The sequence below is a fragment of the Aliivibrio fischeri genome, assembly GCA_038993745.2.
Classification (GTDB): Bacteria; Pseudomonadota; Gammaproteobacteria; order Enterobacterales; family Vibrionaceae; genus Aliivibrio; species Aliivibrio fischeri_B.
The window spans coordinates 1,536,476-1,559,093 of record CP160629.1 but is presented as its reverse complement, the minus strand read 5'-3'; the positions used below and the strand labels follow the sequence as shown (position 1 = coordinate 1,559,093).

Here is a 22,618-nt window from a genome sequence, read left to right as displayed (position 1 = left end):
TGAATGTTTACACTCTCGAACTCAACGGAATGATCGTCACTTTCTGACCAATATCTACCGACTCTACTTCTGGTTGCACTTCGATTAAGCAATTGGCTTCACTCATTGAACGTAAAATACCTGAGCCTTGCTTACCTGTGGTTACGACTTCCATTTGACCATTTTGGTTAATAGAGTAAATACCACGGCTGTATTCAGTTCGGCCAGTGCGAGAACGAATAAACTCTTTTGCAATTGCAGTAAAGGTTTCAGGCTGCCAATTATCTTCGCCTTGAAGTTTGCGAAGTGCAGGCTCAACAAACTGTAAGAACGCCACCATTACTGCTACAGGGTTACCTGGTAAACCGAAGAATGGAGTATCGCCAATATGACCAAAGGCAAGAGGGCGACCCGGGCGCATATTGATACGCCAGAAATTAATATTGCCCAGTTTGTCTAAAATCGTTTTGATGTAGTCTGCATCACCAACCGATACACCACCAGAAGATAAAATCATATCTGCTTGTTGTGATGCTTGAGAAAGCGTTGACTCTAAAGCAGCTTCACTGTCTTCAATGATACCGAAATCAATTACTTCACAGCCTAATTTTTGCAGTAATGCCGTTAAAGTAAAACGGTTTGAGTCGTAAATAGAGTTGGCTTTCTGTGCTTCACCCGGTGCTTGAACTTCATCGCCAGTCGAGAAAATAGCCACTTTTGTTTTAGCGATAACAGGAACAGAAGCAATGCCTAAAGACGCAAGCATACCTACTTCAGGTGCGGTAATACGTGAACCTTTAGCCACACAGATCTGATTGATAGCCAGATCTTCACCGGCTAGACGAACGTTTTGGCCTTTACGAATGCCTGATTTACCCGCATCGAAGCGTACTTGATCATCTTCTTGAGTCGCTTGTTCTCGCATGATCACGGCATGACCATTTTCAGGTACTGGCGCACCCGTCATGATTTTTGCTGCTTCACCATGTTGAAGAGGGCGATCATAGCTGTGACCTGCCATGATTTCGGCAACGATCGTATAGCTTTCACGCTCTAAATCATCACCACAAATCACATAGCCATCCATTGCTGAATTGTTATGTTGGGGAACATTAATCGGTGATAAAATATCTTGAGCGGCTAATGCATTAATCGACTCAACTAAAGAAACATTACTTTGTGAATTTAGTGGAGTAATCGCCTCTAAAATCTTTGCTCTGCCTTGGCTAACAGATAAAAACGCAGGAGATAACTCATCACAGTTAGCGGATAGGTCACTTTGCTGTTTATGCTGATGTTGTTTGACGTAGTCAACAATGAACGAAGTGATTGAATCGGTATCATTGATGTCCATTTGAGGCAGTTCAGATTCGGCTTTTGAATCAGAGGCAATCGCAATGATGTTCTCATCTTCTGGGAAAATCCAAGGCTTGCCGATTTCATCACGATGCAATTCAATCTTGGTGTATGGCAGTTGTTTAAACCCTTCAATAAGAATTAAGTCTAATTCAGTTTGATCGAGTTTATTGATTAACTGCTGACACGTTGTTTCTTCATCGGGTGTTTCAGTGATCAAGGCATTGCGAAAGCGTGAACTGATCAACATTTGGCTAGCGCCCGCTTTACGTAAGCGGTAACTGTCTTTACCTTCTTGGTCGATATCAAAATTATGATGAGCGTGTTTAATGACTGCGACTTTTAGTCCCATATCAGTCAGTTTAGGCAGCAGTTTTTCAAGTAATGTTGTTTTACCTGTGCCGCTATAAGCAGCAAAACCCAATAAAGGGATAGACGCAGACGTTAAGCTCATAATAAAGTTCCAAATTGTTCAAGTTCTTGAGGACTATTCAAATTGATAAACGCGTTAGGATAGTCAGAAAAATCAGCAAATACAGTATTACACTCTTTGTATAATAGGATGATTTTTCTGTCTCCACGCGTTAAAAAGGCATCAATTTTTGGAATAATACGTTTGTGCATTAAAGTGACAACAGGTTGCATGTACTCACCATCGTGAGCCACCACAATATCAGTATCTTCTTTGACGGCATTACAAAGCAAAGAAACTAAATTGTTTGGTAGGTTAGGGGAATCACATGGAATAAACCCAACCCAGTCAGAATTCATATTTACAAGACCAGAATGCATACCTGCTAAAGGCCCTGGGTATTCACTAAATTGGTCAGGAAAGGTGACGGCGTAACGTGAGTATTCTTCAATACTGCGATTAGCATTAATGGCAATTTGATCAGTTTGAGATGTCAATGTGTCTAGAGCGTGCTCGATGAGTGGTTTATCTTGAAATAAAACAAACCCTTTATCTTTTCCACCCATACGACGAGCTTGCCCACCCGCTAAAATTACCCAACTAGTTTGCTTTGGCTGGAGCATACTTATCCTTGCTAACAATCACTTTTAATGGGGTTGATTCTATCAGCTTTGCATCTGAAATGGTCCATTGACGATGACAAATTTCAGTTAAGGCATTGGTTTGGTGGCTGGTAACGACAATACTAGAGCCACGATCAAGTAGATCTTTAGCCATAATTACTAATAAATCGATGGACTCTTGGTCAACACTGGCACTTGGTTCGTCCATTAGTAAAATAGACGGTTTTAATACCCAAGCTCGAGCCATAGCGACACGTTGTTTTTCACCACCAGATAAAACAGAAATATGTTCGTCAGCTAATGTCTCAAGTCCAACCATACGTAAGGCGTTGATCACCATATTACGTTTGTTTTGCTTGCTCATTGCTGTGTATTTAACACCGTAAATGACATTGTCATAAACCGTACCATCAAAAAGAAATGGATTCTGATGCAAATAAACGATTTGGTTGTTACCTGAACGGCCTAGTAAACGAACAGACCAGTGAGGTTGATCAAGGTTGATCTTACCCGTTGTCGCGGTTTGCAGACCCGATAAGATTTTGAGTAGAGTGGTTTTACCTACGCCATTTGCGCCACGTAAATAAACAGATTCTTTTGGCCCAAGAGATAAATGAGGGATATGAAAAAGCACACGATCGTTAAATCGCATAGATAGATTATCGGCAGTTATTCTAATTGTCATCGTTATATGCCTACTAAGTACGTAAATACCCTTTACCACGAGTGATAGAGAGTAAAAAGTTTAAAACGAGTGCTAAAACTAATAACACCATACCAAGAGCAACACCCTGTGCAAATGCGCCTTTTTGGCTTTCCATTGCAATCGCAGTTGGAATATTTCGAGTAGAGTTGAAGATGTTACCACCAACCATCATTGAACAACCTACTTCAGTAATTATACGAGAAAATCCAGCGATTACAGCGGCTAAAATAGGGAAGCGAGTCTCCCAAATTAAGCTGCCAAATGCGCGTGGAAGTGAAGCACCAAGCGTGAATGAGGTTTCCCAAACACGACGGTCACTGTGCTGAAATGCACCATGCATCATAGCGACCATAATTGGAAAACAGATAAATATCTGTCCAATAACCATTGCTTCTTGGGTAAAGAGTAGTTGCCAGTCACCTAATGGGCCAGCACGAGAAAGCATCATATACAGTAGCAACCCAATAACAACGGTGGGCACGGATTGCAATGTATTCATAATAGAAAGTAATAGCCACCGCCCAGGAAAAGATCCATAAGCAAGCGCAAATGCCAACAAAAGAGCAGGTAATAATACAACTGCCATTGCAAATAGGGATACAGAAAATGAAACACCTACGATGCTCCATAATGCAGTATCACCACTAAACAGTAATTGAATTGCCTCTTGAGAGGTGGCTAAAATAGTCATGTATTATTTAGCGTCCGCTGTGAACAGTTGTTTACCATTCAGTTTGAAGCTATTAATCATTGCCTGACCTTTATCGCTTACTAACCAATCACTGAATGCTTGCGCACCTTTTGTGTTTAGGTTTTTGTAACGCTCAGGGTTAATTAGAATTACTTGGTAAGGGTTGAATAGACGTTTATCACCTTCAACCATGATCTCAAGATCAAGTTTGTTCTGGTAAGCTAACCAAGTACCACGGTCTGTTAAGGTATAAGCTTGTAGTTCAGAAGTCATGTTTAGTGTTGGACCCATACCTTGACCAACTGCTTTATAACCACCGAAGTTTGGTTCAATTTTAGTTTGAGCCCAAAGATTCAATTCTTTTTTGTTTGTACCAGAATCATCGCCACGTGATACGAAAGTTACGTCAGATTCAGCCATTTTTTTGAATGCTGCAGTAACGTCTTTCATACCGTGAATATGAGCAGGGTCAGCTTTAGGACCTACTAGCACAAAGTCATTGTACATCAGTGATTTTGGCTCAACACCGTAGCCTTTTTCAACAAAGTTTGCTTCAGCTTTTGGTGCGTGAGTCATTACTAAATCAACATCGCCATTTTCGCCCATTTTCAATGCTTTACCAGTACCAGCAGCAAGAACTTGAACTTCGTAGCCTGAATCTTTTTGGAATTCTGGAAGAAGGTAATCTAATAAGCCTGAGTGGTAAGTACTTGTTGTCGTTGCTAAACGTACAACGTTTGCGTCATTAGCGTATACGTCAGTCGCAGAGAAAGAACCTAAAGCCAGTGCAGCAACTGCAGAAAATGTCTTAATTTTATTGTTCATGTTATATCCATGTAATGAAGTTTAACTTGCAAAGCATAATGCTCTGAAGTGAATAGACTCGTACCCACTAAAGCAATCACTATGCCAAGTATAATGCCTTTAAACACACACTTAACGTAATGATATTTAAGTGGTTGAATTGGATTCTTACATAAAAACCTTATAAAAAATGTGATTAGGACAAAATGTCGCAATAGAAAGGATACATTTTGCGAATAACAGGTTAGAATAATTAGGACATTTTGACCCACATAACTCTTTAGATCTTATTAGGAATAAATATGGTTGTAAAATCAGATTGGAATGCGTTTTCAGTTCTTGTTGTTGATGATGAAATTGGTATGCAAACCATACTAAAAAAAGCATTAAGTAAACAATTTGGACAAGTGCATACCGCAGGTACGATTGAAGAAGCAGAAGAAATTCGACAATCTCACCATCTTGATTTAATCATTCTTGATATTAACTTACCAGGTCAAACAGGTTTAGAGTGGCAAGAAAGCGTTGCATGTGATGCGCGTAATTACGATGTGATTTTCATGACAGGTTATGCGGAGTTAGATACGGCGATTCAAGCGCTTCGACTTGGCGCATCTGATTTTATTTTAAAGCCGTTTAATCTTGAAAACATGCTACAAGCAGTTAAACGATGCATGGATCGTCGTTTAGTTGAGCGAACCAACTTTGCTTTAAAAAGAGAAGTTGAGAAGAAGAATCCGATTGAGATCATCGGTAATGCAGAGAAAACGTTACAGTTAAAGAAAATGGTAGCTCAACTTGCTCCATCTAATGCAGCTGTATTAATTGAAGGTGAATCAGGAACAGGTAAAGAGTTAGTTGCTCGTGGTTTGCACCAATTAAGTGAACGCAAAGGGCCGTTTGTACCATTAAACTGCGGGGCTATTGCTCCTGACTTACTTGAAAGTGAATTGTTTGGGCATACTTCTGGTGCGTTTACTGGTGCTAAGAAAGGGCGTGAGGGTTTATTCAGAGTAGCGAATGGTGGGACACTGTTTTTAGATGAAATAGGTGAAATGCCAATTGGAATGCAATCATCGTTGCTGCGAGCGTTAGAGCAAAAAGCCATTAGACCTGTAGGCTCTGAAAAAGAAATTCCTGTTGATGTTCGTATTGTTGCTGCTACTAACCGTAATTTATTAGAAGAAGTGGAAAAAGGAAATTTCAGAAAAGATTTATTTTATCGTTTAAATGTTTTGACGGTTTCTCTACCAGCATTACGAGAGCGAAAAGCGGATCTTGCATGTTTAACTGAGCATTTTTCGCAAATGATTGCGAGTGAAATGGGAGTAAAACCTGTGCATTGGGCTCATGAAGATATCGTCGCAATGGCAAATTACGATTGGCCGGGTAATATCCGTGAGCTTAAAAATATGATTGAACGTTGTATTTTATTAGGCAAGCCACCTGTTGAACATTGGGCTGAATTACAAGGTGATGAGCCAATTCATCAAGACGAAGAACAGAATAAAAATGATGACGCATCAAGGAATAAAGAAGGCGAGTGTACTTGTATGCCTATCTTAGATACTTACCCAGAAAAATGGACATTAAAAGAAGTGGAAAAATCACACATCATCACTGTCGTGGATCTTCATGATGGTAATAAATCTGCAGCTGCAAGGCAGTTGGGGGTTGCTCGTAAAACTTTAGAGCGTAAGTTTAAAGAGTGGAGCGAAGAAAACGCATGACGCTATCTCCGACGGTTTGGAAAAAACGCATTAAAACCATGGTGCGTTACCGCTTACTTTGGTTGAACTCGGTTCCATTATTCTTAACCCTATTAGCTCTAGTGATCATTACAGCATTTTGGTCTACACATTATACTTGGCAAAATGCACTGAATGATGTTGGCAGTAAATTATCTGTTGCCAATAACAGTATTGATTTTTTACAGCGAGAGCAAAGCGCGGAATTGAGAGGCTTTGTAGAATCGTATTATTTTCAAAAAAAGTTTGAAAATAAAGCGCCTGATTTTGAGTCGTGGGTTTCGCAACAAGCGGGTAAATACAACTCTGATTTTATTGCGTTACATCCAGTTTCTTATATGAATGAGCTGCCTTCTTCTTTAGTCAATGATATGAAGATTGGTATGTCACGAACCTTCTTTCAAGTCATGTCTGAAAAAGAGTTAGCGGATATTAATCCTAAACTGAAACAACAGGTTTGGGTGACTAACAAAGAAGATAGAAGTATAGAAAAGCGTGGTTTGATTAGCCGAACGTTAATACCAATTTTTGATAATAAAGGGAAATTAACTTGGATTGTTGATAGCGGAATTATATTAAATAACAGCACATTACTTGTCGATAGAATCCGTGATTTGATCTATCCATCAGGTGATTTACCGTCCAATAATATAGGGACAGTAACGTTATTTTTAGATGGACTTCGTATTAGTACCAACGTTCCACTGCATACTGATTTTGCAAATAAAGAGTTAAACCAAGGCCGTGCTATTGGAACCAAAGTATCTCCAGAAGTGAAAGCACAAGTTATTGGTGCTGGAGAGCGATGGGTAAATAGAGCTTATGTTTACAATGATTGGTACATTTCAGCATATCAACCGATTAAAGATATGAATGGAGATGTGATTGGAATGCTTTATACCGGCTATTTAGAGTGGCCGTTATTAAAACAGTATTTACAAAACTTGCTTGAAGCAGGGATCACCATTCTTATTACGTTATTATTGTCGACATTTTTTGTGCATCGAGGAGCTCGAGATCTATTTCAACCGATCGAAAAAATTCACTTTGTAGTGAAGTCTGTCCAATTAGGTAAAGATGTTCGAATTGGGGATTTAGGGTTGGATAATAGTCATGAACTGGCCAGCTTAGCGCAGCAGTTTGACAATATGCTTGATCAACTTCAGTTACGAAATTTAGAGATCCAAAGGGCATCTAAAGAGTTAGAGTCAAAAGTTAAGTCAAGAACGGCAAGTTTGCATGAAAAGACAGTGGAATTAGAGCAATACATAAAATTGCTAAAACAAGCTCAAGATAAGCTGGTAATGAGTGAAAAATTGGCATCACTTGGTGAGTTGACTGCCGGTATTGCTCATGAAATTAATAATCCTACAGCTGTTATTCTAGGTAATGCAGAATTAATTAAATATGAATTAGGTGAAGAGGCCCACGTAATAGCTGAAGAGCTAGAAACCATTATGGAGCAAATAGACCGAATCCGTAATATCACTCGTAGTTTATTGCAGTACAGTCGACAAGGTGGGATTCAAGATGAGGTGACATGGCAATACATTAATCCAATCATTGAAGAAAGCGTTACCTTAGTTCGTACAGGGGCTCACAAACGAGATATTGAGGTTGAGTTTGATTTTGAGCAGCCACCAAGAGTGGAAGTGAATCGCCATCATTTATTGCAAGTATTAGTCAATCTGCAAATGAATGGCATTCATGCAATGAACAGTAAAGGTAAACTTATCATTCGTAGTCGAACTTGGTGTCATGAAGGAGTTGAGTTTGGTGCGATTATAGAAGTAGAAGATTTCGGATGTGGTATTGCTGGAGAACAACTAAATCGAATTTTTGACCCGTTCTATACAACAAAGCGTGATGGAACAGGGCTTGGTTTATCTGTTTCTCAAAGTTTATTAAGTCAAACTGGTGGTGAAATTAAAGTGAGATCACAACTTGGAAAGGGAACCGTCTTTACGATCTATTTGCCAACAAAGACAGAAGAACAGCAATATCATAATTTGGTAGGTTGAGTAGCAAGCTAATTAGTGTTACACGACTCACAAAATACGGAACAACTTCAAAATTTGTACTTTTTCTGACCATTGTGTTCACAAAAACTGTTGAAATTAAGTCAGTGATATTAGATAGTTAACACGTCCGGTTATGACCCCGAACAGTTCCAAATTAAGCCACATTTTGAGACGTGTGGCTTTCCTTTCTCTTTTTATCTTATTGATAAATCATCAAATTCCAATCGAATTTTCAATCTTTAAAATCAATCAACTAACACAATATTATTGCTATTATCGTATGTAACTGTGCTTTATTTTGCTCGATAAGTTGAGCGGCATAGGATGGCGTAACTGCATGATACTGCCCTTGAATCCTAATTGTAGATGCTTCCCATGCATGGTCTTTATACATACCTGTTTGAGTGTATTGAATTATCACTTTCATTTCTTTCTCCTTCTTAAACACAAATTTAACAATATATGAGGTGAGAATGATGTGCTACAGCTAAAAATGAAATGTTAGATTGAATAAAAAACAAACGATGATTTATATGTAAATAGTAAGTTTGACTGCGATGGATGAATCAAAGATGAATAAACCTCTCACCATTGGTTAAGATAGTATTCGTTATTATGGCCTCAAGTAGCTTAATTCATTTTACTTGGAGGTACACTATGAACCCATTAAGCATTGTTATTATTACTTTAAATGAAGAAAAACGTATTGGCCGTTTACTTGAAGATTTAACAGAGCAAACATTCAAAAATTTTGAAGTAATTGTTGTTGATTCAAATAGTTCAGATGCGACGTGTGAGGTTGCACAATCCTTCTCTGCAAGTATTCCTGATTTAACCGTTCATAAAATGGAGAAACAAGGGGTCAGTTTAGGTCGTAATACAGGAGCATCACTTGCTAAACATGAACGTCTATTATTTTTAGATGCTGACGTGCGTTTGTCTCCAGACTTTCTTACTAAAGCATTAACTCAACTTAATGAAAAAGGACTTGAAGTAGCAGGCGTATATATGGGCTCGAAAGGGTTACCTGTTGCTCATAAACTTGGTTATATGACGTTTAATATTGGTCTGTTTCTAACTCAATTTGCATTTCCTACCGCAGTTGGAGCGTGTATTTTTTCGACTAGAAGAGCGCATAAAGATCTTCTTGGCTTCGATGAAAATATTACGTTATGCGAAGATTGTGATTACGTAAAAAGAGCAAGCAGAACTTGGCGTTTTCGTTTTCTTCCAATGACATTTGAGTTTGATCCACGTCGTTTAGAACAAGATGGCTTTTTGCGAATGGGGTATACCTATTTAAAAGCTAATGTTCGCCGTTTCTTGTTTGGAGAAATGCGCAATAACGAAATGGAATATAAGTTCGGACATTATTCAAATCAAAAGTAATTTATACGTAAAGGTAAATTATGTTTGATACGATGACTTTGTTTTGGGGCGCATTATTTGATGCGCTCATAGGACCTAATGTATTTGTTCCTGGGGAACCTTTTTTAATTGCAGCAGGCTTTCGGCTTCATCAAGGTATTTGGAGTGGCGTCGTTGCTGTCATTTTAGGCGGTTTTTTAGGCGATCAAATTAGCTATGTTATTGGTCGCCGATTTGGACGAAATGCTCAATCATGGTTAATGAGGTGGCTGCCAAAAACACGACGTCCTATCGCTCGTTGCCGCTTGTTATTGCAAAAGAGAGGTACAACTGTTCTTGTTTTTTCTCGCTTGTTAGGACCTGTAGCGTGGATAGTTCCTTTTATCGCTGGTGTTAATCATATTGGTTGGGGGCGATTTACATTATTGAATTCTATTGGTTTGCTACTCGGTGTTACTCAATTTGTCTTATGGGGATATTTATTATCTTATGGCATTGATACGCTGCCATTGTTAAAAGAAGCTGAGCTTTTTGTTATAGAGCATATACAGTCTATTCTGGTGCTGATTTTCTTGAGTATTTTTTGTTCATAGCTAAACGTTATCGATGGCGCAGACTCGGATTAAAATTCACCTTTGCCCTTATAGCGGCAGTGGCTTATTTAAATTACAGTCATTTTTTTTGGACAGCCGATGACTTAATCAAAGATGTTAAGGATAAACCTTTATATTTTGATGAAACACGCACCGTATTCAAAGCATTCCCTGGAGAGTCGTCCTTTTTTGATGCACAAGCGATTAACGTTGTGTTTATCGGTAACAATCCTCAGACGATAATGAATCAACTTGGGTGGATTGAAAACAAAACTTTTTCAAGAAATGATATTAATTTAGTCGATTATTTTTTACTTATGAGGAATAAGACGCCACCAGTATCCGATTTGTTTTGGGATGGGCGAGTTCAAGATATGGCTTTTCAATTACCAGGAAATTTATTAAAACGAAGTCATATCCGTTGGTGGAATGCTGGAAGAAATAGCGGAGAACAACAGGTTTGGTTAGGTGCGTTAAGTTATGATGATGGTCTTACCTTTACTCCATATCGAGGAATTGTGACTATGCTGCACAGCATTGATTCAGATGTAGATAAAGAAAGAGATAAATTTAAAAGAACGATCGATTTATTTTCGAACAATCTATCTACATCGAAACAAGCTTATTCAGCACCTGTGAGTAAAGATGAAGAACATGACTATTATTCCGATGGAGATATATTGGTTATCAAGACTCGTACGTTACCTATTGGTAATAATGGATAACGTACGAGTTTATTTATTTAGCCACAAGTGGAAAGGTGAGAGTTGCTTTTAGGCCGCCCATTTTACTTCTACCTAAAAGCAATGAACCACGATAGCTGTGTGCCATTTCGTCTACAATATTTAAACCAAGTCCTGTTCCTGGAGTTGATTCATCCAGACGAACACCTCGTCGAATTACGTGCTCTAGTTTATCTTCTGGGATGCCATTTCCATCATCTTCGATTGTGATTTCAATGAGATTGTCAGCAGCATATTTTGAATGGACACGAATCATAGAATTTGCCCACTTATAGCCATTTTCGAGTAAATTACCTAGCATTTCATCAAGATCTGTTGCTTCTACTGCAATATTGTCATCACTATTAAGTTCGTTAATTAACATGATTTCACGGGCAGCATAAACTTTATCAAAAGCCATTGATATGGCATCAACACGATCGGATGGAGAGGTTGCAACAGATAAAATATTCATTGATCCAGCCATGCGAGCACGGCCTAAATGGTAGTCGATGTGCTCTTGAAGCTTATTAATAGGCAGAGATAAGCGCTTTTTATCCTCTTCGCTTAAATGTTCTAACTCATTTTTAAGGACGGATAGTGGTGTTTTTAAAGAATGAGATAAGTTGCCTGCATGATTACGAGCACGATCCAGCAATTCTTGATAATGAAATAAAAGCGCATTGAGATCCGAAACCAAAGGGCTATTTCTTGAGGGTAGTGTTGGCTTAAATTTTGTTGTTCTCCTTTACGCAGCTGAATAAGTTCAGATTGCATTTTAGCAAGTGGGCGTAAAGACCAACTGACTTGAATACCAATAAGGAATAAAACACCGCTAAATAGCAATCCTAAGATAACCCAAACTTGTCCTGTTAATTGGTGTAATGTTTTTTCTAAGGGATCTTCATCCACACCAATGGTTATTGTTATTGGTGCTTTAATTTCTGGAAGGTATATGTGTTTTTGAATATAGATAAGTTTTTCGTCTTTTGCTCCTTTTACCGTAGGAGCGATATCTAAAGAATTGTCTTTAAACTTGAGCTTTTTATCCCATAAAGAACGAGAACGCAGTTCATCTTTTTTGGTACTTGCAGTCCAGTATAGACCGCTATAAGGCTGATTAAATCGAGGATCAGAAAGTCGAGAGAATAAGACCAATTTTCCTTGTTCGTTGGTTTCTAAATTCGCCGTGATTTCATCCATAGATAAGGCTAATTGTTGTTTTACATCTTTAATAAGATAATCATTGACCAGTTTTGGAATACCAATGCCAGCCGCTAAAATCATTGAAGATAGCCAAAAAGCCGCAGCAAGAAGCAAGCGGCTTTTTAAACTTAATTTTTTAAATGTATGCTGAAGACGACGGGGTGCCTTTTTCATCGTTATCCTTGATTTGCTCTATGAGTTTAATTGATAACCAAGACCACGTACGGTTTTGATGATATTTGGCGCTATTTTTTTACGAATTCGGCCAATAAATACTTCAACGGTATTTGAATCACGATCAAAATCTTGCTTATAGATATGTTCAACAAGTGTCGTTCTAGAGATCACCTTATCTGGATTGTGCATGAAATAAGCAACGACCTTGTATTCCAATGCTGTCAGGTTTACAGCTTGGTCTTGCCACAGAACTTTGGAACTGCGGGTATCTAAGCTTAAATCACCAATTTTTAAAATAGGGGAGGCATTGCCAGAGGCTCGACGTAATTGAGCACGAATGCGAGCAATCAATTCCACCATTTCAAACGGTTTAGTTAAATAGTCATCTGCGCCTGCATTTAAGCCCTCAACACGTTGTGATAACGTATCACGAGCACTTAAAATAATAACGGGCGTGTTAATGTTTTCATCACGAATGCTTTTCAGTACTGTTAGACCATTTAATTTTGGTAAACCTAAATCAAGAACAATAGCATCCCATTCCTCAGTTGTTGCTCTATATAATGCATCAACACCATCTTGTGATAACTCAGGAACCCAATCGGCAGACTCTAGGGTTTCTACAATTTGTTCGCCTAAACGTAAGTCATCTTCTACAACTAAAATTTTCATTATTATTGTTATCTCTATTTATATAATTGTGGATTGATTTATTTAAGTGCTGCTCGAATATCACGACCTTTAATTTCTGTGATAGCAAGGTTAGCCGCATTGTATTCAACTTTTAATACATTGTTATTGTGTACGATTTTTAATTCATAGGTCCATTCATCATCGTCTTCTTCAAGTTCTACCTTGATGATTCGGCCGTTAAAGTCTTGAGCAACAGTGGTATACAATTCAGAAAATGGTTTAATTAGCCCTAATTTAACCGCTTCATATACTTCATCTTGATCTTCGTCTATCTCTATTCGTGTATCTGCCGTTTGAATATCTTGGACTAATTGATGCCCATTTTGATGATTATCGGCCAATACATTCTGAGAGAATATAGAGAGAAGAGCGGCGAGGTATATGACAGATTTTTTAAGCATGATTTATCCCAATAGTTCGCTATGAGATTAAGTATAAAGCAGCGAATATGAATATAAAATGAATTTTACAGGAGATAAATGAACCATGAAGAATATAATTAACGATTAAAAAACAGCCTACCCAGAATGGATTATTTTGATAAAAGTGTAAATTTTTTGGTTGTTTGTATTATTTTATGGTTGATTTTATAACTATCTGATTTTTAGGCGTAATGTTCGTTTTTTGTGATTATATTCATATTTTTTTCACTAGAAAATCGGAAAGTTGAAAAATATTTCACTGGTTTTACGTTTTTTAAGCTGCTAGAGTTCCGTCCCTCACGCATCAAGTGAGATATTTATGTCTACAAATAGTAAGCAAACTAGCGACAAACTTGTTCCAACCCTCACAATAGGATTTATCCTTCTATTTCTTTTAGCTGCCTTTGTTGATCTCTCAGCATTTACTGCAACTATTCAATCTTTGTTCATGTCGGTTTCGACCATGTTCGGCTATTGGTGGCAGTGGCTAATGATCATCACTTTTGTTTTAGCTCTTATCATTGCGATGAGCCGTTATGGCAAAATTAAGATGGGCAGTGAATCAAACCCACGATAGGTACCTTTCGTTGGGTGGCAATGATCATGTGTACTCTGCTTGCAGGCGGAGGCGTGTTTTGGTCAGCAGCTGAACCTATTTTCCATTTCATTACACCATCACCAAGCTTTTCTGATGTTAAAGGTGGCACGTTGGCAGCAGTTGCTCCAGCTTTAAGCCAAAGCTTTTTACATTGGGGATTTTTAGCATGGGCTGTGCTTGGCACATTAAGTACGATTGTTCTTATGTATGCCCACTATAACTGCGGTGTAAAACTTCGTCCTCGTGCATTGTTGTATCCTATTTTGGGTGACAAATTGGAGAACCATTGGATTGGTTCGGTCATTGATGCTTGTTCTATTATTGCTGTAGCAGCAGGAACCATTGGACCTATTGGATTTTTAGCAACACAGTTAAGTTACAGTCTGACAGTCCTGACAGGGCTTGAAAGCTCGCTGATGAGCCAAATCATCATTTTGACCGTGATTGTTAGCATTTATTCTGTTTCGGCCTTCTCTGGCATGGACAAGGGCTTACAATGGTTGAGTCGTATGAATGTTATTGGTGCTGTTGCATTATTAGTTGCGATCTTAGTTCTTGGTCCTACCGGTTTTATCTTTAAAGAGTTTGGTATGGCTTTTGGTACTTATATTCAGCATTTACCTGAAATGAGTTTGAGTACTGCAGACCCTTCTTGGAATTCGTGGTGGACGTGGTTCTTCTGGGGATGGTTTATTGGTTTTGCTCCAATGATGGCTATTTTCATTGCACGTATCTCTCAAGGCCGAAGCATTCGTGAGTTGATTATTACGGTAGCAATTATTGCTCCAATTGCGACCAACTTTTGGTTTTCATCATTGGGTGGAACAGGGATTTTCCTTGAGTTACAAACTCCGGGTAGCATTTCTCAACCATTGCAAGAAGCGGGCTTACCTGCGGTGTTATTAGCATCATTAGCTCAATTACCTTTTAGTTTCTTATTGATACCTGCATTCCTTGTACTTACAACGACGTTTGTAGCAACAACAGGTGATTCAATGGCTTATTCTATTGCAATGGCAGTAGAGGGCACTGATACACCGTCAAGATATCAGCGTCTATTTTGGGCGGTTATGATGGGTGTGGTTGCCGGCGTTTTATTGATTGCAGGTGATGGTGGATTAAATGCACTTCAATCCTTTATCGTAATTACAGCTGTACCGGTTTCTTTCTTGGTTGGTGTTACTTTTATTACCGGACCGATTGCGGTTCTACGTATGAAGAGTGCAGAGCTTGAAAGTAAATCATCGGTAGATTGCACAAAAAGCGTTACGGTGTAGTTATTGATAACGACCCAATAAAACGTTTTGATTGAATGAGAGGCTTATCGCAGAAACTGTGGTAAGCCTTTTTTATTATGGATAAACGACTATTTCAGGAGTGAATGTATGCCAAATAAAGAAGCCGTATTGCAGCAGTTATTTTTACGTGAAGTAAAAGGAACGCCAATTGTTGAACGTAATGAACTTTCTCATTGTGATATTCAAGAAAAAAACTCGTTACATGGTGTCAGCAAAAAAGAGATTTTTCACTTGAAGAAATCTTTGAATCACACTGGATAAAAACGTGTACGGCTGGCTATATTACGGAGCTTATATTTAGTCAAAATGGGAGCTTAATTGAGTTTACTTTGTTTGAGCGATTAAAAACGGTAGGGCATTGGGAACTCATTGATGGTTTGCTACACATATCAATTTTTAAGAACGAAAATCAATATGACTTCGTGGTTGTGGCGAATTCATCTGTAAATATTCATTCAGCAATAGAGTACAAGAATAATGAATTGCACTCTTATCTTAAGTTAGCTCAAACACGAGTATTAGATCAATATTAATCAAGGGATGGTTTATTGATAAGTAAAAAACTGATTTATATCAAAGAGATTCTTTGTTAGGGTTGGTGTAATTGATATTCAACTTATTACTAAGATATTTATGAGCACACTTATTTCAAATAGAAATAAACAATTTAGAGCTAAGCTATTATTATGCTTAGTTCTTTTAAGTGTGTTTATCTGTTTTAGTCAATTGATTGGTGTAACTTCAAGTTGTAAAGAACACTTGATTGAGGCGCAAATAAAAGTACACCAATTAGAGGCGGTGACAGGAAGTGATTCTCAGCCGATAGCGCCTAAATGCGAATTGGTTGAGCACTTATTATCCTTTGAAAATAGCATGCACGATTTACTTTTAGGTGCTTGGTTATTCATAGCGATTGCTCTCGTTGTTATCCCTTTACTCCATTCACCTCCAATCTTTATTGAACCCATAGAACGACAAGTTCAGAAGGTTCGGCGTCGGCATCTTAGATTCTGCGTTTTTCTAGAATAAAAACCTAAGTAATACTAATTTCAGTGATTGCTCGTTAACTGTTACAAATTACACCGCTTAATAGCTGTGTTTAGTGTGATGAGTGCGAGAATGGAATTGGTATAAATTTAATTAAATATTTTTATTTTATACTTAGGAAATGACAATGAAAAAATTAGAAAAAGCGATTGAAATTATTAAATATCTTCCATTTTATATGTTGTTTGCACCATTTTGGTTTTCAAACGGAGTTGTTGATAAGTTTTATGGGATTTTATTTGGAACTCGACAAGGTGATAGTTGGGATGGGTGGAAAGAATATATAGCAGGTACGTGGTCGAAAAAACCATTAACAGACGCGATATTTGTACCTATGTATGATTATTTATTTCCTGTATTAATCGTGCTTCAAATTTTACCTGTTGTGTTATTAATTACCTCGTTCTTGAAATTAGAAATCTTATCGGATAAGCCTAAAACATTATTGAAAGCAGGCTTGTTATCCTCTTTGTTTGTAACGGCATCAATGGCTGTTACACAAACATTAGCAGGAGCCTCTGACGTCCAATATTTATTTCAATTCTGGGCGGTATCATTATTGGCTTTCTGGTATGTAGAAAATCAAGATAAGCAGTTAACACTAGCTACGGCATAGTAAATAAAGCCCTTTAATTCTATAGAGTTAAAGGGCTTTTCTTTGTTTTTAGGTATGATGTTTTGAATGAAGTCAATTATGTATTTTACTGTTCAATTAATAATAATGAAGTAGCTCGCAGATTGTTTTCATTAAAATACAAAATTGCGACACTTATCATTCGGTATAATTTATGTAAATGAATTGTGTAATTCTTGTTTGTAAAATTGTTCTAGGTATTTATCAAGGACAGATTATTATGAAAAAGAGTTTATTAATGATCCCATGTTTTGGACTACTTGCTGCTTGTGGCGGTAGTGATGGTGGTGGAAGTGATGAGACAGATCCTCCTTATGGATTTTGTTCTAATGGTCAGAGCTTAACATGTACGTATTCTGTTTCTGAGCTCGAATTGACCTATACTATGTATGTTGAACATGATGACGGTCTGTATTTTAGAGGTGATTTTTATAGTCAATATAAACCACCAGTTTATCCATACGAAATGACGGTATCTGATATTGAACGATTGGAGATCCTTCAGGATGGTGTGTTACATAAAAGGGATGATTCGACATCAATAACGTTTTCTAATTTGGATACATCAGGTTCAAATTACGAGTTTTATTGGTATCGTAATAATGAACTCGTCGGATATAGTTCGGTTGATAGACTTCCTGAACCGACAAAAAATTTCACGTACGAAGTATTTAATAATACTAGCTTAGTTACTGCACAATGGGATGCTGTTCCTGATCATAAATATTCATTTGAAATGGCCTTTTTAAACTGTACCTATCCTGATGGTGAAAGAAATATTAGTTTTGATGCATCGGTTCCTAATTATAGTATTTCACAACCAGAATCATCATTTACTATTGATGTTGAAACTCAATTTGGAGAAAAGATAAGTGAGTTAATGTCTAGCTATCAAAGTTGCTATATTGCAGGAAGAATAATTGGAGATAGTCAGACAATGATTCCAACTCAACATGTGGGTAATATTAAACTTAATTTTGCAGCTAATGATTCTGTTTTTATGAATTTATTTTAAATAAGAATGGAAAATGGGCCGCGAAACGGCCCATGTTTATTATATTTGATTATACTTTTTCCCAAACACCAGTTGTACTTGTTGCAGGGTTATCACCTTGGTTCCACCATTTAGCTTGATAAGTCACGCCGTTAACGACAACTTGATCACCTGTATTATAAACTTTGTTTGCATCCCATGTATTTGTTGGGTCTGTCGGATCCGTTGGTTCAGATGGGTCTGTTGGTAGTGTTTCTACTACTCGAGTTTCAGGCCAATTTGCATGAGATCCATAGAAGTTAGTGACACATTTTTCATAATCACCAGGAACAAGCGCAGAGTAGGCGGTTTGGAAGCCAACTAATTCACACTCAAAAGACGCACCTTCTGGACGATCTGGGTAATATTTCCAGTTACCATCCCAGTTAGTGTAAAGCACATCCGTAGCACCATTTAGGTTCAAGCTACCGTAAGGAGTTTGCTGCCAACAAGTATTCTTCTCATCGGCTTCTACTGGGATTTCGTAATGTGAAGACAGTCCTTCCCAGTAACGAATACGGTTAACTGGTTGTCCTTTATCCTTATTCTGTTCACCACATTCGATACCACCATTAATTACGTTGATAGTCGTACCAAATCCGTAACCAATTCCTGCATCTGTTTCACGTTGTGATGGTGTCCATGTGCGATCAATAACGTGAAGCATTGCTGGTTTTGGCGCTTGCGGTGTTAAGAAGAACCAAATAGCAGATGCTAAGTTTAGCCAAGAATCAGCAACTAAACCTGGATTGTTTAATAATACAGTCGCATCGCCGTCATACATGACTTCCGAGAAAGCACCGTAGTTAAAGTGGTAAGAAAGCTGTTTAGCACCGCGGCCAAAGTAACCTTGACCTGCTGCACACGGCCAACGCTTGTTTTGCCAATCATTTTGACCACAACCTGTTGTATAACCTTCTTGACCTTCTGACCATCCCATTTCACGAACGTGAACAAGCGCTTGCTGCCATTCTTCAAGTCCTAATGGATTGTCTGATACGTTATCTACAGCAATATGGCCACCTGTTTCTTGTGAGAAATGTGCAAATGCCGTTACAATGGATTTTTTACAAATAGCGTCAGCATCGCGTCCATCGGTATAGTCACCACAGAACGCAGGGAATTTACCAATAGCACGTAAGAAGCGAGTATAAGTATATTCTGGAGCCGCCATTTGGGTTAGGAAGAACCATTCAGATTGCGGAAAAACTCGTTCAACACGTTTCACGTTATCTGGGTTAGTAGGAACGCCCGCATCAATGGCTTCAACAACGCTATTAGGACGAGTTTCTAATGCTTTAGCCCAAACATCGTACATAGGGTCTAATGTTTTCGCATCTTCAGCTGCTTTAATTTCAGCTTTAGATACAACATAACCTGTTGGATTATCAGGGTCAGGCTGAGGGTTCATTGTAAAACTATTAGCTGCAAAACTGCATGCTAGCAATGAAGGTAAAAGAGCGAGTTTAAACATGATTAACGTTCCTTGTGATAATTTTAAAACGAAATTAAGTTGGAATAACTATAGGAGTTTTTAGTAGATTTGGTTATCTCATCCGTTATATCTGTTTTAACAATGCGAGTTGTTTCAAATAGTATGAAATATAAACAAAAGCACATACACAATGTGATTTATGAAGTAGAAAGGGAAATGTATTGATGGTAAGTATTCGCACAGCAGGAAAAGCCGATTTGACTCGAATTTTTGATATTGAAACTGAAGCTTTTGGTGATCATGGTTATCCATCTTTCTTTATTCGACAAGCATTTGATTGTTGGGCTGATGGTTTATTAGTCGCTAAAAAAGAGGATGAGACGCTTGGTTATGTATTGCAAGTACCATCAAGTGTGGTTAAAGGTGATGCTTGGATATTAGCGGTCGCGGTATCAAAAGCAGCACAAGGTTGTGGCCTTGGGAAAAAATTGCTTGAAACGGCAATTGCAACGGCAAAAGAGTATGACAGGCTATTGTTAACCGTATGCCCAAAAAATAAAAAAGCATACGCACTATATCAATCCTATGGATTCTATTTATTGAAGGAAGAGCAGGACTATTTTGGTCTTGGCGAAGATCGTTTAGTACTTGCTTTAGATATAAATTAAATAAAGATTAGGGACTATTATGACATCAATAAGCGTACTGGGATGTGGCTGGTTAGGGTTGCCTTTAGCAAAACACCTCATTGATATTGGTTTTATGGTCAAAGGCTCTATAAGAAGTTCGAGCAAAATAAGTGAATTAGAAAAAAATCATATTAAACCGTATTTATTAGATATCGATGCTGTCGAACAATCATGGAGTCAATTTCTAACCTCTGATGTTTTAATCATTGCGATACCATCAAAAAATATCGAAGGCTTTACCGCTTTAATTCCTATTATTGAAGCCTCGTCGATAAAACATGTGCTATTTGTAAGCTCCACATCGGTTTATGAAGACGCGAATCGAGTAGTTACCGAAGAAGATGCAACCATACCTTCTTCTGCATTATCACAGATTGAACGTTTATTTATGCAGTCGACCAAGTTCACAACAACCGTAATTCGATTTAGCGGACTTGTAGGGTATTCACGGAATCCAGGACGCTTTTTTGCCAAAAGTGGGCGCTCTGTGAGTAACCCTGATGCACCAGTAAATATGATCCATCAGGATGACTGTATTGGGCTGATCACTCAAATTATTAAGCAAGAAAAATGGAATGAGATCTTTAATGCGTGTGCTGATACTCATCCAAGTAAGCGTGAGTTTTATACACAAGCAACGCAACGTATTGGCGTTGAAACACCAACGTTTATCGAATCCAATGAACAAACATTTAAAATCATCAGTAATCATAAAATAAAAGAAGCGTTAGGTTATGAATTTATTCACCCTGATGTGATGAACATTACGTATGATAGCTAACAGAGACCAAATAGGGAGTCATCATGAATCGATTATTAGCTGATAACCCATTAGTTACTACCGAGTGGCTAGCAGAACATATTAATGATACTAATCTTGTCATTGTTGATGCTTATATGGCGAATATTGTTGGTAAAGAACCGATTGTTTATGACGAGTTTTGTTGTTTACCGAAGTCGCGTAAGCTTGATATTGAGTTGGATTTTTGCGATCACGCTTCTTCTCAAATTCATGCATTACCAACAGAACCACAGTTTACAAAAGCCGTTCAAGAGCTTGGTATTAATTCAGATTCTATAGTTGTGATATACGATAACCAAGGAATCTACTCATCTCCACGTGCTTGGTGGACATTTAAAGTAATGGGGTTTGAGCACGTTTATGTATTAGATGGCGGCTTACCAAAATGGCAAGAAGAAAAGAGGGAAGTCGTTACTTCTTACCAACAAATACCTTCTTTAGGTAATGCGGTTGCTAAGCCGAATAGGCATTTAGCTTGTGATTCAGATGATATTCTTCACGTTATCGATACAGATACCGTCATTTTAGATGCACGTGGTGAGATGCGATTTTTAGGTAAAGCAGCTGAGCCTCGTGAAGGGGTTCGTAGCGGTCATATTCCAAGTTCTAAAAATCTCCCATTTGTTATGTTGTTAGATAATACGACCTTTAAAAATAAAGAGATTTTGAACTCTATTTTTCAAGAAAGAGTACCATCAAATATAACAAAGGTATTTTTCAGTTGTGGTTCAGGCATAACGGCTTGTATTTTAATTTTGGCAGCGGTTTCAATTGGCTATAAAAATGTCGTTTTATACGATGGTTCATGGGCTGATTGGGGAAGTAATCACAATTTACCGATTGAATAATGAGTTTGTTCTTTGAAGAGTCAAGAGTTAGATAATGCGACAAAGTCTAAGAGATAAAATAATTGCGGTTTGTGATAAAAAAATAGAACAAAAGGGAGATAACGTTGGTGTCTCTTTTTATGCTTTTTTTGCTAATAAAAATGATGACTCTGAGCTGTTAATGGAAGCGGCGACATGGTGGATATCAACACATAAATTAGATCACTTTGAAAAAGCATACAAAATAAAAACGATGGTTTTAGATGGAAAGTAAAATGAAAATAGAAATACATCAAGGCACAGTGGCAGACGTTCTTATTGTTGATCAACAAATCCCTGAATTTGATAACCGAAATACACATGAGAAACTGACACAACGTCTAAATGATAAAAAGCACCTTATCTTAGTTGCTGTCTCTGAAGGTATTCCAGTAGCGTATAAGATGGGCTACCAACTTTCTGACTCTGAATTCTATAGTTGGCTAGGTGGTGTCGTCCCAAGTGCAAGAAAGCAAGGCATTGCAACTCAGTTAAGAGTGACCCAAGAAGAGTGGGCTAAAAAGCAAGGTTATGAAGCGATCAGTGTTAAATCGATGAATCGCTATCCTGCCATGTTGCAACTGCTTATCTCTAGTGGATATCACATTTCAGGCTACGAAGATGAAGGCTCAAGCGACAATAGTAAGATCAAATTTTTAAAGAAATTGTAGTGGTAGTTAAGTGAAACCATCATG

The 22,618-nt window shown here is 37.9% G+C and carries 19 protein-coding genes and 5 pseudogenes; 14 read left to right on the top strand and 10 right to left on the bottom strand.

Annotated elements, in window-relative coordinates:
* Nucleotides 1-7: 7 nt before the first annotated feature.
* The 5 genes from AAFX60_007580 to AAFX60_007560 are packed head-to-tail and all read right to left on the bottom strand — an operon-like array spanning nt 8 to nt 4,592.
* Entirely contained in the window at nt 8-1,789 is a 1,782-nt protein-coding gene (locus AAFX60_007580; GenBank protein XDF76652.1) for a bifunctional molybdopterin-guanine dinucleotide biosynthesis adaptor protein MobB/molybdopterin molybdotransferase MoeA, read from the bottom strand.
* Complete coding sequence (gene mobA / locus AAFX60_007575; GenBank protein XDF76651.1) at nt 1,786-2,370, bottom strand: molybdenum cofactor guanylyltransferase MobA; 585 nt, start codon at nt 2,368-2,370, stop codon at nt 1,786-1,788. Before mobA ends, AAFX60_007580 begins: the two co-directional genes overlap by 4 nt.
* On the bottom strand, nt 2,348-3,055 hold the full coding sequence (locus AAFX60_007570; GenBank protein XDF76650.1) for an energy-coupling factor ABC transporter ATP-binding protein: 708 nt from the start codon (nt 3,053-3,055) through the stop codon (nt 2,348-2,350). The genes mobA and AAFX60_007570 overlap by 23 nt, the downstream gene beginning before the upstream one ends.
* A gap of 13 nt (nt 3,056-3,068) precedes the next feature.
* Entirely contained in the window at nt 3,069-3,767 is a 699-nt protein-coding gene (locus AAFX60_007565; protein ID XDF76649.1) for an ABC transporter permease, read from the bottom strand.
* 3 nt (nt 3,768-3,770) lie between these two features.
* The gene (locus tag AAFX60_007560; GenBank protein XDF76648.1) at nt 3,771-4,592 is read right to left on the bottom strand and encodes a substrate-binding domain-containing protein; all 822 of its coding nucleotides are present in this window, start codon (nt 4,590-4,592) and stop codon (nt 3,771-3,773) included.
* Nucleotides 4,593-4,873: 281 nt separating this feature from the next.
* Between AAFX60_007560 and AAFX60_007555 the strand changes: the two genes are divergently transcribed.
* Together AAFX60_007555 and AAFX60_007550 are read left to right on the top strand one after the other, a co-directional pair.
* Complete coding sequence (locus AAFX60_007555) at nt 4,874-6,301, top strand: sigma-54 dependent transcriptional regulator (protein XDF76647.1); 1,428 nt, start codon at nt 4,874-4,876, stop codon at nt 6,299-6,301.
* Nucleotides 6,298-8,340 (top strand): cache domain-containing protein, encoded by a 2,043-nt coding sequence (locus AAFX60_007550; GenBank protein XDF76646.1) that lies wholly within the window; start codon nt 6,298-6,300, stop codon nt 8,338-8,340. The genes AAFX60_007555 and AAFX60_007550 overlap by 4 nt, the downstream gene beginning before the upstream one ends.
* Before the next feature lie 253 nt (nt 8,341-8,593).
* Here AAFX60_007550 and AAFX60_007545 read toward each other — a convergent pair whose 3' ends face one another.
* A complete protein-coding gene (locus tag AAFX60_007545) occupies nt 8,594-8,767 on the bottom strand; it encodes a hypothetical protein (protein ID XDF76645.1) in 174 nt (57 codons plus the stop codon).
* 230 nt (nt 8,768-8,997) lie between these two features.
* Between AAFX60_007545 and AAFX60_007540 the strand changes: the two genes are divergently transcribed.
* A complete protein-coding gene (locus tag AAFX60_007540) occupies nt 8,998-9,729 on the top strand; it encodes a glycosyltransferase (protein ID XDF76644.1) in 732 nt (243 codons plus the stop codon).
* Nucleotides 9,730-9,749: 20 nt separating this feature from the next.
* A pseudogene (locus AAFX60_007535) lies at nt 9,750-11,026 on the top strand (LssY C-terminal domain-containing protein).
* 13 nt (nt 11,027-11,039) lie between these two features.
* On the opposite strand, the pseudogene AAFX60_007530 reads toward AAFX60_007535, so the two are convergent.
* From AAFX60_007530 to AAFX60_007520, 3 genes and pseudogenes are all read right to left on the bottom strand, one after another.
* A pseudogene (locus AAFX60_007530) lies at nt 11,040-12,403 on the bottom strand (ATP-binding protein).
* An 18-nt stretch (nt 12,404-12,421) separates the two neighbouring features.
* Nucleotides 12,422-13,078: a response regulator transcription factor gene (locus tag AAFX60_007525; protein ID XDF76643.1), complete on the bottom strand. Its 657-nt coding sequence runs from the start codon at nt 13,076-13,078 to the stop codon at nt 12,422-12,424.
* 38 nt (nt 13,079-13,116) lie between these two features.
* On the bottom strand, nt 13,117-13,500 hold the full coding sequence (locus AAFX60_007520; protein ID XDF76642.1) for a PepSY domain-containing protein: 384 nt from the start codon (nt 13,498-13,500) through the stop codon (nt 13,117-13,119).
* A 340-nt stretch (nt 13,501-13,840) separates the two neighbouring features.
* Here AAFX60_007520 and AAFX60_007515 point away from each other — a divergent pair.
* From AAFX60_007515 to AAFX60_007495, 5 genes and pseudogenes are all read left to right on the top strand, one after another.
* A pseudogene (locus AAFX60_007515) lies at nt 13,841-15,396 on the top strand (BCCT family transporter).
* Nucleotides 15,397-15,504: 108 nt separating this feature from the next.
* Nucleotides 15,505-15,950 (top strand): annotated as a pseudogene (locus AAFX60_007510) (hypothetical protein).
* A 100-nt stretch (nt 15,951-16,050) separates the two neighbouring features.
* Entirely contained in the window at nt 16,051-16,446 is a 396-nt protein-coding gene (locus tag AAFX60_007505) for a copper resistance protein (protein XDF76641.1), read from the top strand.
* A 145-nt stretch (nt 16,447-16,591) separates the two neighbouring features.
* Complete coding sequence (locus AAFX60_007500; GenBank protein ID XDF76640.1) at nt 16,592-17,080, top strand: hypothetical protein; 489 nt, start codon at nt 16,592-16,594, stop codon at nt 17,078-17,080.
* A gap of 238 nt (nt 17,081-17,318) precedes the next feature.
* Nucleotides 17,319-18,113, top strand: a complete 795-nt coding sequence (locus tag AAFX60_007495) for a hypothetical protein (GenBank protein XDF76639.1) — start codon at nt 17,319-17,321, stop codon at nt 18,111-18,113.
* Nucleotides 18,114-18,174: 61 nt separating this feature from the next.
* Here the strand turns inward: AAFX60_007495 and AAFX60_007490 are convergent.
* Nucleotides 18,175-19,605 (bottom strand): annotated as a pseudogene (locus AAFX60_007490) (glycoside hydrolase family 19 protein).
* A 185-nt stretch (nt 19,606-19,790) separates the two neighbouring features.
* Here AAFX60_007490 and AAFX60_007485 point away from each other — a divergent pair.
* From AAFX60_007485 to AAFX60_007465, 5 genes are read left to right on the top strand one after another with little or no spacing between them, the layout of a single operon-like run.
* On the top strand, nt 19,791-20,234 hold the full coding sequence (locus tag AAFX60_007485) for an N-acetyltransferase (protein XDF76638.1): 444 nt from the start codon (nt 19,791-19,793) through the stop codon (nt 20,232-20,234).
* Nucleotides 20,235-20,253: 19 nt separating this feature from the next.
* Complete coding sequence (locus AAFX60_007480) at nt 20,254-21,036, top strand: SDR family oxidoreductase (protein ID XDF76637.1); 783 nt, start codon at nt 20,254-20,256, stop codon at nt 21,034-21,036.
* A 23-nt stretch (nt 21,037-21,059) separates the two neighbouring features.
* Nucleotides 21,060-21,905: a sulfurtransferase gene (locus tag AAFX60_007475; GenBank protein ID XDF76636.1), complete on the top strand. Its 846-nt coding sequence runs from the start codon at nt 21,060-21,062 to the stop codon at nt 21,903-21,905.
* Between the two features lie 34 nt (nt 21,906-21,939).
* Nucleotides 21,940-22,158, top strand: a complete 219-nt coding sequence (locus AAFX60_007470; protein ID XDF76635.1) for a DUF6500 family protein — start codon at nt 21,940-21,942, stop codon at nt 22,156-22,158.
* A 1-nt stretch (nt 22,159) separates the two neighbouring features.
* Entirely contained in the window at nt 22,160-22,594 is a 435-nt protein-coding gene (locus AAFX60_007465) for a GNAT family N-acetyltransferase (GenBank protein ID XDF76634.1), read from the top strand.
* Nucleotides 22,595-22,618: the final 24 nt, after the last annotated feature.

Excerpts from the sequence above, each read along its gene's own strand:
- AAFX60_007480 (XDF76637.1), top strand. The coding sequence starts at position 20,254 with ATGACATCAATAAGCGTACTGGGATGTGGCTGGTTAGGGTTGCCTTTA.
- AAFX60_007540 (XDF76644.1), top strand. The coding sequence starts at position 8,998 with ATGAACCCATTAAGCATTGTTATTATTACTTTAAATGAAGAAAAACGT.
- AAFX60_007520 (XDF76642.1), bottom strand. The coding sequence starts at position 13,500 with ATGCTTAAAAAATCTGTCATATACCTCGCCGCTCTTCTCTCTATATTC.
- AAFX60_007560 (XDF76648.1), bottom strand. The coding sequence starts at position 4,592 with ATGAACAATAAAATTAAGACATTTTCTGCAGTTGCTGCACTGGCTTTA.
- AAFX60_007495 (XDF76639.1), top strand. The coding sequence starts at position 17,319 with ATGAAAAAGAGTTTATTAATGATCCCATGTTTTGGACTACTTGCTGCT.
- AAFX60_007485 (XDF76638.1), top strand. The coding sequence starts at position 19,791 with ATGGTAAGTATTCGCACAGCAGGAAAAGCCGATTTGACTCGAATTTTT.
- AAFX60_007550 (XDF76646.1), top strand. The coding sequence starts at position 6,298 with ATGACGCTATCTCCGACGGTTTGGAAAAAACGCATTAAAACCATGGTG.
- AAFX60_007475 (XDF76636.1), top strand. The coding sequence starts at position 21,060 with ATGAATCGATTATTAGCTGATAACCCATTAGTTACTACCGAGTGGCTA.
- AAFX60_007525 (XDF76643.1), bottom strand. The coding sequence starts at position 13,078 with ATGAAAATTTTAGTTGTAGAAGATGACTTACGTTTAGGCGAACAAATT.
- AAFX60_007545 (XDF76645.1), bottom strand. The coding sequence starts at position 8,767 with ATGAAAGTGATAATTCAATACACTCAAACAGGTATGTATAAAGACCAT.
- AAFX60_007570 (XDF76650.1), bottom strand. The coding sequence starts at position 3,055 with ATGACAATTAGAATAACTGCCGATAATCTATCTATGCGATTTAACGAT.
- AAFX60_007555 (XDF76647.1), top strand. The coding sequence starts at position 4,874 with ATGGTTGTAAAATCAGATTGGAATGCGTTTTCAGTTCTTGTTGTTGAT.
- AAFX60_007580 (XDF76652.1), bottom strand. The coding sequence starts at position 1,789 with ATGAGCTTAACGTCTGCGTCTATCCCTTTATTGGGTTTTGCTGCTTAT.
- mobA (XDF76651.1), bottom strand. The coding sequence starts at position 2,370 with ATGCTCCAGCCAAAGCAAACTAGTTGGGTAATTTTAGCGGGTGGGCAA.
- AAFX60_007565 (XDF76649.1), bottom strand. The coding sequence starts at position 3,767 with ATGACTATTTTAGCCACCTCTCAAGAGGCAATTCAATTACTGTTTAGT.
- AAFX60_007465 (XDF76634.1), top strand. The coding sequence starts at position 22,160 with ATGAAAATAGAAATACATCAAGGCACAGTGGCAGACGTTCTTATTGTT.
- AAFX60_007500 (XDF76640.1), top strand. The coding sequence starts at position 16,592 with ATGAAAAAATTAGAAAAAGCGATTGAAATTATTAAATATCTTCCATTT.
- AAFX60_007470 (XDF76635.1), top strand. The coding sequence starts at position 21,940 with ATGCGACAAAGTCTAAGAGATAAAATAATTGCGGTTTGTGATAAAAAA.
- AAFX60_007505 (XDF76641.1), top strand. The coding sequence starts at position 16,051 with ATGAGCACACTTATTTCAAATAGAAATAAACAATTTAGAGCTAAGCTA.